This is a genomic window from Candidatus Pseudothioglobus sp. Uisw_086 (genome assembly GCF_048085745.1).
Classification (GTDB): Bacteria; Pseudomonadota; Gammaproteobacteria; order PS1; family Pseudothioglobaceae; genus Pseudothioglobus.
In genome coordinates, this window is record NZ_CP159803.1 from 754,195 (window position 1) to 770,861 (window position 16,667).

General features: G+C 37.6%; 15 protein-coding genes. 6 read left to right on the forward strand and 9 right to left on the reverse strand.

Annotated elements, in window-relative coordinates:
• Window positions 1-4 precede the first annotated feature (4 nt).
• The 9 genes from deoA to ABXT49_RS03830 form a co-directional block, all read right to left on the reverse strand.
• Window positions 5-1,342: a thymidine phosphorylase gene (gene deoA, locus ABXT49_RS03790; RefSeq protein WP_416653350.1), complete on the reverse strand. Its 1,338-nt coding sequence runs from the start codon at window positions 1,340-1,342 to the stop codon at window positions 5-7.
• A gap of 3 nt (window positions 1,343-1,345) precedes the next feature.
• Window positions 1,346-3,709 carry an aldehyde dehydrogenase family protein gene (locus ABXT49_RS03795; protein WP_416653351.1) on the reverse strand — a complete coding sequence of 788 codons (2,364 nt, stop codon included), beginning with the start codon at window positions 3,707-3,709 and terminating at the stop codon, window positions 1,346-1,348.
• 9 nt (window positions 3,710-3,718) lie between these two features.
• Window positions 3,719-4,768 carry a deoxyribose-phosphate aldolase gene (gene deoC / locus ABXT49_RS03800; protein WP_416653352.1) on the reverse strand — a complete coding sequence of 350 codons (1,050 nt, stop codon included), beginning with the start codon at window positions 4,766-4,768 and terminating at the stop codon, window positions 3,719-3,721.
• Between the two features lie 22 nt (window positions 4,769-4,790).
• Window positions 4,791-5,594 (reverse strand): purine-nucleoside phosphorylase, encoded by an 804-nt coding sequence (locus ABXT49_RS03805; RefSeq protein ID WP_416653355.1) that lies wholly within the window; start codon window positions 5,592-5,594, stop codon window positions 4,791-4,793.
• Window positions 5,594-5,986, reverse strand: a complete 393-nt coding sequence (cdd, locus tag ABXT49_RS03810; RefSeq protein WP_416653357.1) for a cytidine deaminase — start codon at window positions 5,984-5,986, stop codon at window positions 5,594-5,596. The genes ABXT49_RS03805 and cdd overlap by 1 nt, the downstream gene beginning before the upstream one ends.
• Before the next feature lie 2 nt (window positions 5,987-5,988).
• A complete protein-coding gene (locus ABXT49_RS03815; RefSeq protein ID WP_271540889.1) occupies window positions 5,989-6,963 on the reverse strand; it encodes an ABC transporter permease in 975 nt (324 codons plus the stop codon).
• Window positions 6,960-8,060 carry an ABC transporter permease gene (locus tag ABXT49_RS03820; protein ID WP_416653360.1) on the reverse strand — a complete coding sequence of 367 codons (1,101 nt, stop codon included), beginning with the start codon at window positions 8,058-8,060 and terminating at the stop codon, window positions 6,960-6,962. The genes ABXT49_RS03815 and ABXT49_RS03820 overlap by 4 nt, the downstream gene beginning before the upstream one ends.
• On the reverse strand, window positions 8,057-9,613 hold the full coding sequence (locus ABXT49_RS03825) for an ABC transporter ATP-binding protein (protein WP_416653361.1): 1,557 nt from the start codon (window positions 9,611-9,613) through the stop codon (window positions 8,057-8,059). Before ABXT49_RS03825 ends, ABXT49_RS03820 begins: the two co-directional genes overlap by 4 nt.
• 145 nt (window positions 9,614-9,758) lie before the next feature.
• Window positions 9,759-10,793: a BMP family ABC transporter substrate-binding protein gene (locus ABXT49_RS03830; protein WP_271558513.1), complete on the reverse strand. Its 1,035-nt coding sequence runs from the start codon at window positions 10,791-10,793 to the stop codon at window positions 9,759-9,761.
• Window positions 10,794-11,203: 410 nt separating this feature from the next.
• Here ABXT49_RS03830 and puuE point away from each other — a divergent pair, with 410 nt between their 5' ends.
• Genes puuE through guaD form a run of 6 tightly spaced genes read left to right on the forward strand, consistent with a single transcriptional unit; the run spans window position 11,204 to window position 16,661 of the window.
• Window positions 11,204-12,130 (forward strand): allantoinase PuuE, encoded by a 927-nt coding sequence (gene puuE, locus ABXT49_RS03835; RefSeq protein WP_416653362.1) that lies wholly within the window; start codon window positions 11,204-11,206, stop codon window positions 12,128-12,130.
• 12 nt (window positions 12,131-12,142) lie between these two features.
• Complete coding sequence (gene uraD / locus ABXT49_RS03840; protein WP_416653365.1) at window positions 12,143-12,664, forward strand: 2-oxo-4-hydroxy-4-carboxy-5-ureidoimidazoline decarboxylase; 522 nt, start codon at window positions 12,143-12,145, stop codon at window positions 12,662-12,664.
• Window positions 12,654-13,652 carry an allantoicase gene (gene alc, locus ABXT49_RS03845; RefSeq protein ID WP_416653367.1) on the forward strand — a complete coding sequence of 333 codons (999 nt, stop codon included), beginning with the start codon at window positions 12,654-12,656 and terminating at the stop codon, window positions 13,650-13,652. The genes uraD and alc overlap by 11 nt, the downstream gene beginning before the upstream one ends.
• 2 nt (window positions 13,653-13,654) lie before the next feature.
• Complete coding sequence (locus ABXT49_RS03850) at window positions 13,655-14,176, forward strand: ureidoglycolate lyase (protein WP_416653369.1); 522 nt, start codon at window positions 13,655-13,657, stop codon at window positions 14,174-14,176.
• Window positions 14,173-15,351 carry a urate hydroxylase PuuD gene (locus ABXT49_RS03855; RefSeq protein ID WP_416653371.1) on the forward strand — a complete coding sequence of 393 codons (1,179 nt, stop codon included), beginning with the start codon at window positions 14,173-14,175 and terminating at the stop codon, window positions 15,349-15,351. Before ABXT49_RS03850 ends, ABXT49_RS03855 begins: the two co-directional genes overlap by 4 nt.
• Window positions 15,348-16,661 (forward strand): guanine deaminase, encoded by a 1,314-nt coding sequence (gene guaD / locus ABXT49_RS03860; RefSeq protein WP_416653374.1) that lies wholly within the window; start codon window positions 15,348-15,350, stop codon window positions 16,659-16,661. The genes ABXT49_RS03855 and guaD overlap by 4 nt, the downstream gene beginning before the upstream one ends.
• Window positions 16,662-16,667 lie beyond the last annotated feature (6 nt).

Sequence of the window (16,667 nt, forward strand, 5' to 3'; positions counted from 1 at the left end):
CCTTCTAATTTGAGCTTAGTACTTCATGGATTAGGATTGGCGGCTCTATATGTTTAGCTCCTAATGAAATAAATCCAGGAATAGTTTCTTGGAGATAGCTCAATTGTTCTTTATCTCGCGTATGTGCAATTGCAAGTGGCTCACCTTTATCAATCCATTGACCGATTTCAACAATATCACTTAATCCAACGCCATGATCTATTGGGTCGCTAGATTTAGTTCTGCCAGCTTTTAAATGTATCATACTAAGACCAATAGCGCGCACATCCATTTCCGAAATATGTCCAGAATATTTTGCTACTATAGGCCTAATAATGGGCATAGGGACTAAGTGTTTGTGAGACTTTTCTAGTAAATCACTTGGCCCACCAAGAGCAGAAATCATTTGTTCAAATATTGCAGCTGCCTTGCCAGACGTTAGTGCATCTTGAGATTTCACTCGAGCAGTTTCAAGGTCACTTTCAATGCCACTCAGCTGCAACATATGAGCTGCTAACTCAATGGTAAGCTCAAGTAGTCTAAGGTTAGCATTTTCAGGTTTGATTAAAAAATTTATACACTCTTTGACTTCTATAGCATTACCTACGCTATGACCAAGAACCTGACTCATATCCGTGATCAAGCAGCTAGTTGGCACGCCAGATTTACTCGATACATTGGCAATACTTTGGGCTAATTCTTGCGCCATTGAATAGTTTGCAGCAAATGCACCATTACCAGTTTTAATGTCCATTACAAGGGCATCAAGTCCAGAGGCTAGTTTTTTTGATAGAATTGACGCGGTAATAAGGTCAATTGACTCAACTGTTGCGGTGACGTCTCTAGTAGCATAAAAACGCTGGTCTGCTGGAGCAAGTTTAGCAGTTTGCCCAATAATAGCGCAGCCAACTTCCTTAACAAGCGACCTAAATTTTTTATTATCAGGAGTTCCATTATATCCTGGAATACTTTCAAGCTTATCTAGTGTGCCACCCGTATGACCCAAGCCGCGACCAGAAATCATTGGAACGTAGCCTCCACAAGCAGCAACTATTGGAGCCAACATTAAACTTATCTTGTCTCCTACGCCGCCAGTTGAATGCTTATCTACTACTGGACCATCTAAGTTAAGGTCTTGCCACTGAAGCGTATCACCTGAGTGCATCATGTGCTGAGTTAAACTAACGCGTTCATCCATAGTCATGCCGCATTTAAAAACTGCCATTGCAAATGCGCCTAACTGAGCATCCGTCAAACTGCCATCAGTAATACCTTGAACTAAAAAACCAATTTCAGGATCATTCAGTATCAAACCATCACGTTTTTTTCTAATTAGTTCTTGAGGAAGGAATAATGCGCTCATAAATTAGTCGCCATATGGAGTCCAAATATTTTTCACTTCAGTTGCATTTCTAAGGAATTCTAAGCTTTCACCCTGATCAGGGTTAAGCCAATCTCGATCATTATCTTCATGAACCCACAAGCGTTTTAAGTCGATAGCGCTAATAGCTTCAATAGAGGCAATAGTCTCTTGATCCGCCCAACACCATGTTCCATCAACTTCTGCATGACCAACAATTTGCTCAGCAAGCTCACGCTTATTACCGCTAACTATATTTATAACACCAGCTGGTACATCTGAAGTTTCAATTGTTTGTACTAACTCCAAGGCAACACTTGGAAAGCGTTCACTAGGCACTAAAACAACTCGGTTTCCCATAGCTATTGCTGGGGCAATTAAAGAGATTGATGTAAGTAATGGAAGTTCTTCAGGAGCAATTTGAGCAAGAATACCTATGGGCTCTGGAAGTGCCATTGTAATGCCTCTATAAGGCGCACTATGAACTGCTCCGTCATACTTATCTGCCCAGGCAGCATAACTAAAGAGTCGACTAATGCTTTCATCAAATTCAGCTTTAGCTTGTTTTTTTGAAACCCCACAAAGAGTTATAAGTCGTTGAATCCATTCAGATTCGCGTACCGATAAATTTTCAGCAAGAAAATAAATAATTTGAGCTCTGCCATGACCGCTTTGAGAGCTCCAAGATGATGCTTTTGAGGCTGCACTTATAGCGTTTCTTACATCCTTTCTGTTACCAGCACCAACGAAAGCAGCATGACTTCCATCAGCATTGAAAGTTGCAATACTATGACCACCGTCTGGCCTTACCTGCTTTCCGCCAATATAAAATTTTAATGTTCGGTCAATAGCATTATTTTTAGGATTTTTAATAATTAAAGAAGAAGTAGTCTTCTTTGATGACTTTAAACCGTTAGGCTTAAGATATTCATAAAGACCTTCTTTTCCACCTTCACGGCCAAATCCAGACTCTTTGACGCCGCCAAATCCACAAGACGCATCAAATTGATTATGACAATTAATCCATACAACACCAGCTTTAATTTTAGGAGCAACATCCATTGTGCGATTAATATTCTCACTCCAAATACTTGCAGCTAATCCATATCTACTATTGTTAGCTAATTCAACTGCTTCGGATTGAGTTCGGAAAGTCATTGAGACTAAAACAGGTCCAAAAATTTCTTCTTGGGCTAACGGGTGACTAGAATCAATATTTGTAATAAGAGTTGGGGGATAGAGGTTACCTACTGACTCAATATCACATGCCTGATAAATTTCTCCGCCATGTTTTAAGCCATCTTTGACCATTTCATTCACTCTATTAAACTGGGTCTTGCTAACTAAACTGCCTAAGTCTATTGACTTATCAAGAGGAGAGCCTAAGCGTAATTGTTTAATTCTTTCTTTAATTCTTAGATGAAGGTCTTCAGCAACTTCAGCCTGAACCAATAATCTTGATCCAGCACAACATACCTCTCCTTGGTTAAACCAAATCGAATCAACTAAGCCTTCAACTGCAGCATCAAGATCTGCATCTTCAAACACAATAAATGCAGATTTTCCGCCAAGTTCGAGTGTAAGTTTTTTACCTTGTCCAGCTGTACTTTTTCTGATGGACTGACCAACAGCAGTTGAGCCAGTAAATGCAACTTTATCAACACCTTTATGAGCTGCAAGTTCAGCGCCAATATTTCCATCACCATTGATCATATTGACAACGCCAGGTGGAACTCCAGCCTGCTCGCATAAGTGTGCAAAAAACATTGCTGAAATTGGAGTTTGCTCTGCAGCCTTAAAGACAATAGTATTACCCATAGCAAGAGCTGGAGCAATTTTCCAAGATAACATTAATAGTGGGAAGTTCCATGGGACAATTTGAGCAACAACACCAATTGACTGGTAACTAGAAAACTCTTTGCCTTGAAGTTGTGCCCAGCCAGCATGGTGGTAAAAATGCCTTATTGCAAGAGGTATATCAATATCACGACTTTCACGAATTGGCTTTCCATTATCAAGCGTTTCAAGTACAGATATTAATCTCGAATGTTTTTGTAGTAATCTTGCTAAGGCATAGAGAATTTTAGCTCTTCCATGGCCTCCAAGCAACTCCCACGAGGGTTGTGCTTTTCTAGCAGCTTCTACTGCTAAATCTAGCTGTTCAGAACTTGCAATTTCAATATTGGCTAATAACTTACCATTTGAGGGATTTAAACTAGCAATTAATTTAGATTTTTTATTAGATATAAATTTTCCATTAATCAGCTGACCAAAGCGGTGATCATTAAGTTTAAGCCACTCAAGCGCCTCTTTATCACTTTCGAGAGCTTCGCTATAATCTAGATCTTTGAATGATTTTAAAAGTGTCATTGTTAAGTCCTATGCTAATGGATGTCTATAAGATGCCGAGTAATAACCACTAGAGAAGTGGTCTAATTGGCGTTCAATATCGCCGAGTAAGCTAGATGCTCCAAAACGAAATAAATCTGGCTCTAACCATCTGCGACCGAGCTCTTCTTGGATCATTGTCATATATAAAAGTGCAGTTTTAGTGTCACTAATTCCACCAGCAGCTTTAAAGCCGATTCGAATGCCTGTTTCATTATAAAAATTACGTATCATTCGAACCATAACTAAACTTACTGGAAGGGTTGCGTTAGTAGGCTCTTTACCAGTAGACGTTTTAATAAAATCAGCCCCAGCCATCATACAAACCTGAGAAGCTTTAGCAATATTACTAAGATTTCCAAGTTCACCCGTAGCTAAAATAGTTTTCATATGCGCATCACCACATTTTTCACGAAACATTTTTACTTCTTTATACAGTTCTTCCCAGTTTCCTTCTAAAACATGTCGGCGGCTTATAACTATATCAATTTCATTAGCACCCGAATCTACTGAATACTCGATTTCTTTAAGTCTTAATGGAAGAGGGGAGAGGCCTGCTGGAAATCCTGTGGATACCGCGGCTAAATTAACCTTTGAATTATTCAATGCTTTTTTGGCAGAAGCAAGCATGTCATGGTATACGCAAACAGCAGCAACACTTAAATCTAAAGATTCAGTGCCCAGTATTTTTTCAAGCTTGTTGCTAATAGGCTGTTTTGCTTTACTGCAAAGACGCCTAACGCGAGCTTCTGTGTCGTCTCCAGAAAGGGTGGTTAAGTCCATTAAAGTAATAGCTTTGAGAAGCCATGCAGCTTGCTTATCTTTTTTTATACTTCGCCTTGTACCATAATTAGTGCAGCGCCTTTCAACGGCGCTTCTATTAATTGCTATATTTGATATTTTATCAAGTCTAAAGTCTGTCCCTGGATTTCTAATAACACCAGAGTTTTCCTTTAAGCTTTCTGAATCAACTAAATTTGGATAAGAGATAACTTTGCTATCTTTCTGGGGTATTTGAGCTTTAGTGATATTTTTAGTCATATTCTTTGATGCTTAATAAAATCTATAGACTCTTTAGGTATGAAATTAAAACTTTTTCGACAGTGTCTGCAGCCTTGCTTGCAAAGGCAATTGTTTGTTCATGACTTAGTTTTGTGGCACTCATTCCTGCTGCATAATTAGTAATAACTGAAAGAGCGCATAGTGGAAGCCCTTGATGGCGAGCTAAAATAACTTCAGGAACTGTAGACATTCCTACAGCATCTGCGCCTAGGGTTTTGACAGCTTTAATTTCAGCAGGAGTTTCAAATTGCGGCCCACTAAACCATGCATAAACTCCTTCATGTAGGGTGATGTCATTCATTTTAGCTGAAGAACGCATATTATCATTTAGCTCAGGATTGTAGGCATCACTCATATCCACAAAGCGCTTATTACTTTCAGCACCAAACAAGGGAGAGACTCCCGTCATATTAATATGATCTGTTATAAGCATAACGCTTCCTGGCGATGCTTCTTTAACTAAACTTCCAGCAGCATTAGTGAGTACCAGGCTTTTGCATCCTATTGCGTTAAGTGTTTGAATGGCAACAGCCATTATGTCTGCTCTTCCGTTCTCATAATAATGAGCTCGACCTTGCATTACAACCACATTGGTATCTTCAACTTTACCAAATAAAAGTCTTCCAGCATGACCACCAACACCTGCAACTGGAAAGCCTGGAAGTGAGTCAAAATCTAGACTAGCTATCGTATTGATATTATCGCAAAACTGACCTAAGCCAGATCCAAGAATAAGACCAACTTCAGGCTTAAAGCTAGCAATTGTTTGATTTATGATACCAACACAATCATCAACTTGACTCATTACAGATGCTCCGGCCCAAAAGAATGAGGTAATAATTCAGCAAGATTCATATGGCTCTGAACTCCGCTTGGAGAACACAGCATAATTTTTGTATTTTCATCCGAAAATTCTCTTATTCTCTGTCTACATCCACCACAAGGTATTCCGCCTTCATCATTCTTTGTCATAACATATATTGTTTTAATTTTTTTCTCACCACCCATTACCATTGATGCAATAGCAGATGCCTCAGCACAGTTTCCAAGCGGGTAGCTAGCATTTTCAACATTACAACCTGAATAAGTATTGCCTTTGTCAGTTATTATTAAAACACCAACAGGATAGTTAGAGTAAGGGACATAGGCTTTGCTCATGGCACTTTTAGTAGTTGCAATATGACTTTCTTCACTCATACTTATAACTCCTTAATGTAAGGTTGGGCAGATGCCTTAGGAGGAACTGCTTTGCCAATAAACCCTGCTAATAAAATAATAGTTAAAATATAAGGGGCTGCATCGATCAATTGAACCGGAATTTCACCAATAACAGGAAAAACAACGCCTTGTAGTCTAATAGACAATGCCTGTAAAAATGCAAACAAGAAGCATGCAGCTAAAACCTTGTATGGGTGCCACTTTCCAAAAATTAGTGCAGCTAAAGCAATAAAGCCAGCACCAGCAGTCATCTCTTTTGTGAATTGCGCAGTATATGCAGTTGATATATAAGCGCCACCAATCCCACACAAAATACCACCAACTAATAATGCTCTATAGCGCAGACCTTCAACTGATAATCCGGCTGTATCAACCGCTTTAGGATTTTCTCCTACCGCTCTAAGGCGTAAACCAAATCGAGTTCGGTAAACTACCCACCAAACAATTGGAACAATCACAAAGGCTAAGTAAACCAAGATATTATGGCCACTAATGAGCTCCCTATAAATTACACCAATAATAGGAATATGATCAATAATATCAACTCCAGGAAGGGTAATAGAAAGAAATCTTTCGTCATTTTGAAGTGTCGGCGTAATACCGCCTCTTTTAAACCAGGCTAACGTTAAAATCATTGTCAGTCCAGACGCCAAGATATTTATTGCAACTCCACTAACAATCTGATTACCTTTATAGGTAATGGATGCAAAGCCATGAATCATTGCTAATACAGAGGATGCAAGCATACCCGCAATTAAACCAAGCCATGGTGAGCCAAAAACGCTTGCTGCACTTGCAGCAATAAAGGCTGACATCAAAAGCTTTCCTTCCAGACCAATATCTACAACACCGGCTCGCTCAGCAAACAAGCCAGCCATGGAAGCAAAAATAAGTGGAACACAGATTCTAACTGAGGCGTCAAATGTCAATACAGTAGTTAAAAAGAAGTCGCTCATTCTGATGCCTCAACTGGTGCTAAATAGCGAATTAAAACAGGTCTATATAAATACTCTAAACCACCACAAAACAAGATGACAAGGCCCTGCATAACAACAACAATGTCCCTTGATACGTTTTGTAATTCAAAGTCTAATTCTGCACCACCCTGATAAAGTATTCCAAACAAGAAGGCTGCAATAAGAATACCAACAGGATGGTTACGGCCCATTAAGGCAACCGCGATACCACCAAATCCATAGCCATAATTAAAATTTAAGAAAAGGCGATGCTGAACTCCCATAAGTTCATTGATACCAACTAAGCCGGCCAGTGCTCCCGAAATACACATGGTTACAACAATGATTTTTTTTGGATTAATTCCACTATAAATTGCAGCTTCATTGCTTTTTCCTGCAGCTCGAATTGCAAAGCCCCATCTAGTATGCCATAGGAAAAACCAGACTACAGCTGAGAAAAATAAAGCAACAAATATCGACATATTAAGTGGTGATCTTGTAACTTCATAACCAAAATTTGCTAATACATCATGCACAAAAGGGATCCATGAGGCTTCAATAAAGTCCCCACTTTCTGGTGACATCTCGCCAACCTCACGCAATACATTGACCAAGACGTAAACCATTAATGAGGAGGCTATAAAGTTAAACATTATGGTAGTTATAACAATATGGCTTCCACGATAAGCTTGTAAGTAAGCAGGAATGATCGCCCATAATGCTCCAAACAACAAGCCTCCTGAGATAGCCAATGGAATGACAATCCATGCGCTAAGGGCAGGATTCATATATAAGGCAACTAACGCAGTGCCAAGGCCTCCAACATATGCCTGACCCTCTCCTCCAATATTAAATAATCCAGCGTGAAATGCAACTGCTACAGCAAGGCCAGTAAAGACAAAGTTTGTCGCGTAATACAGAGTGTAACCAAGACCTTCATCGTAACCAAGTGCACCATAGATTAATATCTTGGTTGCCTCTATTGGATCGACTCCTATAAATAGAAAAACAATACCGGTAGCTATAAATGCAGTTAAAACATTAAAGAGAGGCAGCAATAAGCCATTTATCCATGATAATCGTCTATCACGTGTCATATTTCAGCTCCTTTGGCTTCTGCCGGAGATTCAAGCGCATTGGCCATCATCATGCCGAGTGTTGCTTCATCTGCATCTGCGCCATTAACAGTACCAGTAATTATTCCATCACACATCACTATTATTCTGTCACTAAGAGACATGATTTCCTCTAGCTCAACAGAAATTAGGACAATAGCTTTGCCAGCGTCTCTCATTTGAATAATGCGTTTTCTAATAAATTCAATAGCACCTATATCAACACCACGTGTTGGTTGACCAATAATTAAAACTTCTGGGTCGCGTTCAAATTCTCTTGCTAGAATAAGTTTTTGTTGATTGCCCCCTGAAAAGTTTGAGGACATCAAGTTTGGATTTGGTGGACGGACATCAAAGGCCTCCATTATGGAAGCACAATTAGCTTTAACTAGTGATTTTTTTAGCCAAATTCCTTGATTTAGATTCTTATCATTTTGGTATCCCATTAGGGCGGTTTCGCTAGCACTAAAATCAGCAATCATACCCATTTTTTGACGGTCCTCAGGGACATGAGCAACACCAAGATTTCGTAATTGCTCAGGATTAAGTCGACTTTTTGGGGATATGGTTTCACCCATAATCTCAATAGAGCCTTTTGTTAATGGGAGTATTCCAGCTAGTGCCTTTAGAAGTGTTCCCTGGCCATTACCGGTGACACCTGCAATTCCAAGAATTTCACCAGAGCGAGCCTCAAAGCTCACTTCTGACACGCGCTTTAATCCTTGTTCATTATTTATTTCGAGATTTTTTGCAACTAAAAGGGGCTTACCAATTTTTGCTTTAGACTTCTTAATATTTAGTAGTACTTTTCTACCAATCATTAACTCTGCAAGTTCTTCAGGGTTGGTTTTACTGGTCTCTCTATGGGCTACCATCTTGCCCGCTCTCATGACTGATACATGGTCTGTGATATTCATAATTTCTCGAAGCTTGTGAGTAATTAATATAATCGTAACACCTTCATTCTTAAGAGCTTCAAATATACGAAATAACTCATCAGACTCTTGAGGCGTTAAGACTCCTGTGGGTTCATCAAGTATTAAAACTTTTGCGCCCTTATACAGACCCTTTAAGATTTCGACTCGTTGCTGCATTCCAACAGAGAGCTCTTCTACTGCGATATCTAGTTCAACTTCCAATCCATATTCTTTAGCAAGTCTAGTCAGCTCAATTCGAGCATTTGCTAGGCTTTCTGTAATCAATGCACCACCCTCACTGCCAAGAATGACATTCTCAAGAACGGTAAAATTCTCAACTAGCATGAAATGTTGGTGAACCATTCCAATTCCTGCTTCAATTGATTGTTTTGAGCTGGTGGCTCTAAAGTCTTTATCAAAGACTTTAATTTGTCCAGAGTCTGCCTGATAAAAGCCGTACAAGATACTCATTAGAGTGGATTTACCCGCTCCATTCTCACCAACAATACCGTGTATTGTTCCAGTTTTAACACTCAGATTGACCTTATCATTTGCATGCACAGCACCAAAATGTTTGTCAACATTTATCAGTTCAATAGCAATGTTTGACTTAGTCATAGATAATATTTATATAAAAATATGTAATTATTATAGTTGTATGAATTTGTAACTTTAATATATAGTTTTATAAAAATACATATTAAAGTTTAAAAAAAAACATCCGGCCCTAGAGCCGGATGTTTTTAAGAATAAAAACTGCTTCTTATAAAGGGCAGGTATTATCACTCATGTAGTCATGGACCACAATAGAGCCATCAATAATTCCAGCTCTTGCAGTTTCAACTGCGGCAAGCATTTCAGCAGAAACTAGATCTGCATTGTACTCATCCATTGCAGCGCCAACACCATCTTCAGCAACACCGTTCACTTTAAAACCAGCTTCCCAAGTGCCGTTCATAGCAGCCTCAAAACTCTCATAAGCAGCTAATCCAACTTTCTTGTACATAGAAGTAAGCATTGTTCCAGGTTGAATGTAGTTTTGGTTAGAGTCTACACCAATTGCTAATACACCCATGTCAGCAGCAGTTTGGTAAACACCCATTCCAGTTCCACCAGCAGCAGCATAAACTACGTCAGCACCATTTTCAACTTGGCTACGAGTAATTTCACCACCTTTAGTTGGGTTACCCCAAGCAGCTGGAGTTGATCCAGTCATCTGTGCTAATACATTCATTGAGCTGTCTTGATGAGCAACACCTTGCTTATAACCACACTCAAAGCGACTAATTAATGGAATATCCATACCACCAACAAAGCCTACAGTGCCTGTGCTTGATGCCATAGCAGCCATAATACCAACAAGGAATGATCCTTCTTGCTCTTTAAAGACAACATTTTGAACGTTTGGAGCATCTACAACACCATCAATGATAGTGAACCAAGTGTCAGGATACTCTGCAGCAGCTGCAGCAACAGCATTCGCCATAGTGAAGCCTACAGCTACAACTGGGTTGTATCCACGTTGTGCAAACTTCTTAAGACTTTGCTCCATCATAGCTTCATTAGTAGGCTCTAGCTCAGTAACCGCAATACCAGTATCATTAGCAAATCTCATGATGCCGTTATAGACCGCCTCGTTAAAAGACTTGTCATTCTTACCAGCAGTATCATAAACTACAGCAGGCTTAATATCAGCAGCTTGAGCAATTGACGCTGATAAAGCAATTGTTGTAGCTATTATTGCTAGACCAGTTTTTTTGATAAATCCACCAAAATGTGAATGTTTCGTGTTTTTCATTGTGTACTTCTCCTTAGTTATTAATCTTAATTTTTCAATAGAACAAAAACCATCATTAAAATAAAGATAGTCTAAAAATATCTTTGTTGTTAACTCAAGCTTTGTATTAAAAGTATATAGAAATAAAATCTCAAGTTGTTAATATTCTATTCTCGATGATGTCCTTTGTCAAAAATATTTCAATGTATTTTCAATCTATTTCTTATAGCTCTAATAATTACCTATATAGTTTGAGTATTCTTGAATATATAAGTAAAAAATAATCATTTTTAAATTCATTGTGAAAAATAATTGTTTACAATAATTATTAATACATTTATGCATATAATTAAATAATTATTTAAATACCAATCTATGAGTATTTTGGTTAAAAATAATAGTTGTAGTCAAATACTTAGCTAAAAATTATTATGAATAAAAAAATCATTCAAAGCCTTAAAAGTTATCCCCGAAATATGGTGGGCTATGGGAAGGATCCAATCCACCCCAAATGGCCAAATAAAGCCCGTATTGCAGTTCAATTTGTGTTGAATTATGAAGAAGGCGCGGAAAACTCAATTTTGCACGGCGACAATGCATCTGAAGCTTTCCTTTCAGAGATTGTTGGTGCTAAGGCTTATGAAGGCGTTAGGCATATGAGCATGGAGTCCATTTATGAGTATGGCTCAAGAGCAGGCGTTTGGAGAATATTAAACCTTTTTAAAGAATTCGATGTTCCAGTAACTATCTTTGCAGTGGCTCTTGCAATTGCTCGTAATCGAGAACTTGCTGATTATTTGGTAGAACAGAATTATGATATTTGTGCGCATGGATTTAGGTGGATAGATTATCAATTTGTTGATGAAAAAACAGAGCGAGAGCATATAAAAGACTGCATTTCTGTTTTGACTGAATACCTAGGAAAAAGGCCAGAAGGTTGGTATACCGGTAGAAATAGTACAAATACAAGAAGGCTGATTGTGGAAGAGGGAGGGTTTCTTTATGATAGTGACACATATGACGACGACTTGCCTTACTGGTCAAATGAATTTGGTGCTGAAAAAAAGCATTTAATTATTCCCTACACTCTCGATGTAAATGATATGAGGTTTGCTTCACCACAGGGGTTTAATTCTGGAGACCAATTCTTTAACTATTTAAAGGATACTTTTGATGCGCTATATCTTGAAGGAGAGGCAAGTCCAAAAATGATGTCAGTTGGAATGCATGCGAGAATATTAGGACGCCCTGGAAGAATTATGGCTATGAGACGATTTTTAGAGTATGTTAAAACGTTTGATAATGTTTGGCTTTGCTCGCGCAGAGAAATTGCTGACCATTGGTATAAGAACTTTTAAAAAGGGCAAGAGATGGAATTACCATTAAATTTAGCGCAACAATCTGCAGAAGCCTTTTTAAAAACTTTTGAAAACTTGTATGAGCATACTCCTTGGTTTGTAGAAAAATCGTTACCTCTAGTTTTAGCTGATAAAAAATATAATAGTTTAGAAAAATTTCATGAGCTACTTTCAAATATTATGCTTAATGCAGATTCTGACTTACAGGATAACTTGATAGTCGCTCATCCAACTTTGGCAGGCAAAAAAGCCCAAAATAATGAACTTACTGATTTCTCAACTAATGAACAAAAATCTGCTGGATTAAGTGATTGCTCTGACTCTGAAATTGAGCTTTTTGAGGAGCTTAATAGGGAGTACTTTGCTAAATTTGACTTCCCCTTTATTATGGCAGTTAAAGAAAAAAATAAATCTGACATCATTTCGCAGTTTAAAGAGCGAAAAGACAATTCAAAAAATCAAGAAAGATCAAATGCTTTAGATGAGATTAATAAAATAGCGTGGCTAAGAATTAAGGAGATTTATGGAATCTAAAAACCAGATTGATGTTGCTAGTGCAAGTTTTGGTACTAAAGTTGTTTATTGTAGTGATGAATTTTTTGCAGACTCAGGCCGCATGCTTCAATCAAGTGAGCCTGTTTGGATTGAAGACAAATACGATATAAATGGTAAGTGGATGGATGGCTGGGAGAGCCGAAGACGGCGAGATGGGAAAAATGACTTTTGTTTTATTAGGTTAGGCGCTGAATCTATTATTAATAGCTTTAATATTGATACAACTCACTTTACTGGAAATTTTGCACCTGGAGTTTCTGTTCAAGGTTGCTCTGTGCCAGGAGGAACTACTGATGACTTAGTTGTTGATGGCACTGCAGTCACAGAATGGTTTGATCTCGTTACCAAAGAATCCCTAGAGGGTGACTCAAAAAATTTATTTAATAGTGCTTCATCAAAGCCAATTACGCATTTAAAAATTACATTACTCCCAGATGGGGGGATTGCTCGTTTCAGGGCTTATGGTGAGATATGGGCTGATGAGAAGAAGTATGAAGTTAATGGTACGAACGTAATATCAAAAGAAAGTGGCGCGAAAGCGATCTTTGCAAATGATGAGCACTTTGGAAGCTTAAGTAATGTTTTAGAAAAGCATGAGCCTTTAAGTATGGCTGATGGATGGGAAACAAGGCGGCGAAGAAAGCCTGGGAACGACTGGGGAATTATTGCCCTCTCTAAGCCTGCAACTGCTGAGGAAGTAATAGTTGATACTCAGTTTTTTAAAGGTAATTTTCCAGATACTTTCTCAATATCAACTTCCAATTCACCACACGAAGATGATAAAACTTTGAAAGAAAATAGTAAAACTTGGAATAAACTTATTGAAGGAAAAAAATTAAAGATAAACCAAATGCATGTTTTTAAAGGTTCGGACATACTTCATAATGATGTGTTTACTCATATCCGTGTCGATATATATCCAGATGGCGGTATTGCCAGGTTAAAACTTATTGGAAAATTTACCTAGATATGAATACTTTAAAACTAACTCCTGAAGTACTAACTAAAGATAATTTTCAACTATTTGGCGAAGTGCTTAGTACTGAAAATAAAGAATCTATTACAATTAATGATGGTTTTGCATCCAAGTTTCCTGATATTGTAAAATTAGATACTAAGGAGGCAGAGGGGGAAACAAGTGTCCATATTTTTGTTGCTAAGAAGAGGCAGTTTCCTCTTCAAATTACTATGCTCGAGAATCATCCTTTTTTTAGTCAGACATTTATTCCAAAAAATAACACGCCATTTATAGTTGTTGTCGCGCCTGCATCACAAGAACCTGTAATTGAAAATATTAAGGCTTTTATTACTGATGGTGATCAAGGCATAAGTTATTCAAGAGGAGTTTGGCACTTTCCTTTAATTAGTTTAAAAGATAACGCTCAATTCGTTGTGATAGATAGGAAACACAATGTTGATAAAGACAGTATGAAACAGTGCACTTTTAGTAAAATTGAAGATGTTAGTATTTATGTGGAGCTCAGCTTATGATGCAAATATATCTAATGGACTGGCTCAGTCTAGTTTTAAAATTACTCCATATAATTGCAGGTATAGCCTGGATTGGTGCTTCCTTTTATTTTAATTGGCTTGAAAATAAACTTGACCGATTAAATAATAGAGACGAGATAGCTGGTAACTTATGGGCAGTTCATGGCGGTGGCTTTTATCATTTAGAAAAATATAAGAAATATCCTCAAACCCTCCCAGAACCTTTGCACTGGTTTAAGTGGGAAGCTTACGTTACTTGGCTTTCTGGAATTTCACTGCTTTCAGTTATCTATTATTTTAATGCTAGCACTTATCTGTTAGCTTCCAATAGCTCAATATCTGCATTATATGGCGTTGGTTTAAGTCTCTTAGGGCTGATACTTTTTTGGCTTATCTATGATCTTTTATGTAAGTCAAAGTTGGTAACTAAATCCGCAATTTTTTTAGCTATTATTTTTATAGTAATTGCATTTTTTGCATATTTTTATAGCAATATTTTTAATCCTAGAGCGGTTTATATGCAAATTGGCTCAATGATTGGAACGGTAATGGTTGCCAATGTTTTCTTTGTAATTATTCCAGTTCAAAAAAAATTAGTTGATGCTTGTGAAAACTCCACTGAAGTTAGTTTAGAACTGGGAAAAATAGGTTATCTTCGTTCTCGTCATAACAATTACTTTACCTTACCCGTTTTATTTATGATGATAAGTGGTCATTACCCTACAATTTATAGTGGAGATTATGGCTGGTTGATATTAATGGCTGTTATTGGAATTTTGGTAATGGTTCGTCACTACTTTAATTTAAGAGGAGTTGGTAAAGCTAAAAATAGTCTAATCGCTATTATAGTTATCTCAACCTTTGCCTTGATTTATGCTTTAGCCCCATCACCAATTAAGATGCAAGATAATAACCAAGAGATCGTTACTATTGCTGAGGCCCAAGACATCATTGAAAAACATTGTGTGAGTTGTCATGCTGCGGAGCCCTCAAACAAAGCCTTTGCGATTGCGCCTAATGGGATTATGTTGGATACTAAAGAAAAAATTATTGCCCATAAGAATCAGATATATCAGCAGTCCGTTTTATCTAAAGCAATGCCCTTAATTAACAATACAAATATGACCGATGAAGAGAGAGCGAAATTAGGGGTTTGGATTGAGGCAAATCAGTGAGTGAATACAACCATTATCGAGGAGCAATTTACCACTGCACTGAAAGTAAAGGAGTACTAGAGCCAAACTATTTTGTTGATGGTCTTATGGTTGTTGATAATGATTCTGGAAGCATCATTGAGGTTGGAGACTTCAATCAAATTTCTTCAAAGTGGCCAAACGCTAAATCAACTACTCACTTTAAGGATAGTTTAATAATGCCTGGCTTCATTGACACCCATGTGCATTATCCTCAATATAAAGTAATAGCCTCCTATGGAGCAAGCCTTATAGACTGGCTTAATAAGTATACATTTATTGAAGAGCAAAAGTTTTCAGATGAAGCTTATGCCGTTAAGGTTGCAGATTTGTTTCTTGATGAGCTTATTAAAAATGGTACTACAACAGCAATGACTTTTTGTACTTCTCATAAACAATCTGTAGATATTTTTTTTACGGCAGCAGAAAAGTTGAAGCTTAGAATGGTGGCTGGTAAAGTTATGATGGATAGAAATGCACCAGAGGCTCTTTGTGATAGTGTGGACGGTAGTTATTTTGATTCGAAAGAGCTTATTGAAAAATGGCACAATAGAGGGCGAATGAAATACGCCGTTACGCCTAGATTTGCTCCTACATCTTCTTCTGAGCAATTAGTACAGGCTGCTAATTTATTAGAAGAGTATTCAGATAATAATGGAAATAAAGGCGTTCTTCTGCAAACACATCTTAATGAAAATATTGATGAAATTGGCTGGGTAAAAGAGCTTTTTCCAGACTCAAAAAACTACTTTGATGTCTATGATAATTTCAATCTATCAGGACCTAATTCAGTTTTTGGTCATTGCATTTATAATACTGATGAAGAATATAAACGTATTGCTGATTCAGGCTCTAAGGTAGCGCTATGTCCAAGATCCAATCTATTCCTTGGTAGCGGTCTATTTGAACTTGATAAATTAGAGGCTTTTGGAATAGGTACTGCACTTGCATCAGATGTTGGCGGCGGTGATAGCTTTTCAATGTTTCAGGTAATGAATGAAGCTTACAAAATATGTCGACTAAATAATTATAATTTAGACCCTGTTAAAGCTTTTTATCTGACAACTCTAGCTGCAGCAAAAGTACTTGATATGGATAATCGTATCGGTAACTTTGAGCCTAATAAGGAGGCAGACTTTATTGTCATTGATTTAAAGGCAACAGAATTAATAAAAAATAAACTCGAAACCTCAGATGATATTAACGATATATTATTTAATTTAATGACTTTAGGTGATGATAGACTAATTAAAGAGGTTTATATTTTAGGTCAAAATATTTACCAAAAATAAGGCAGG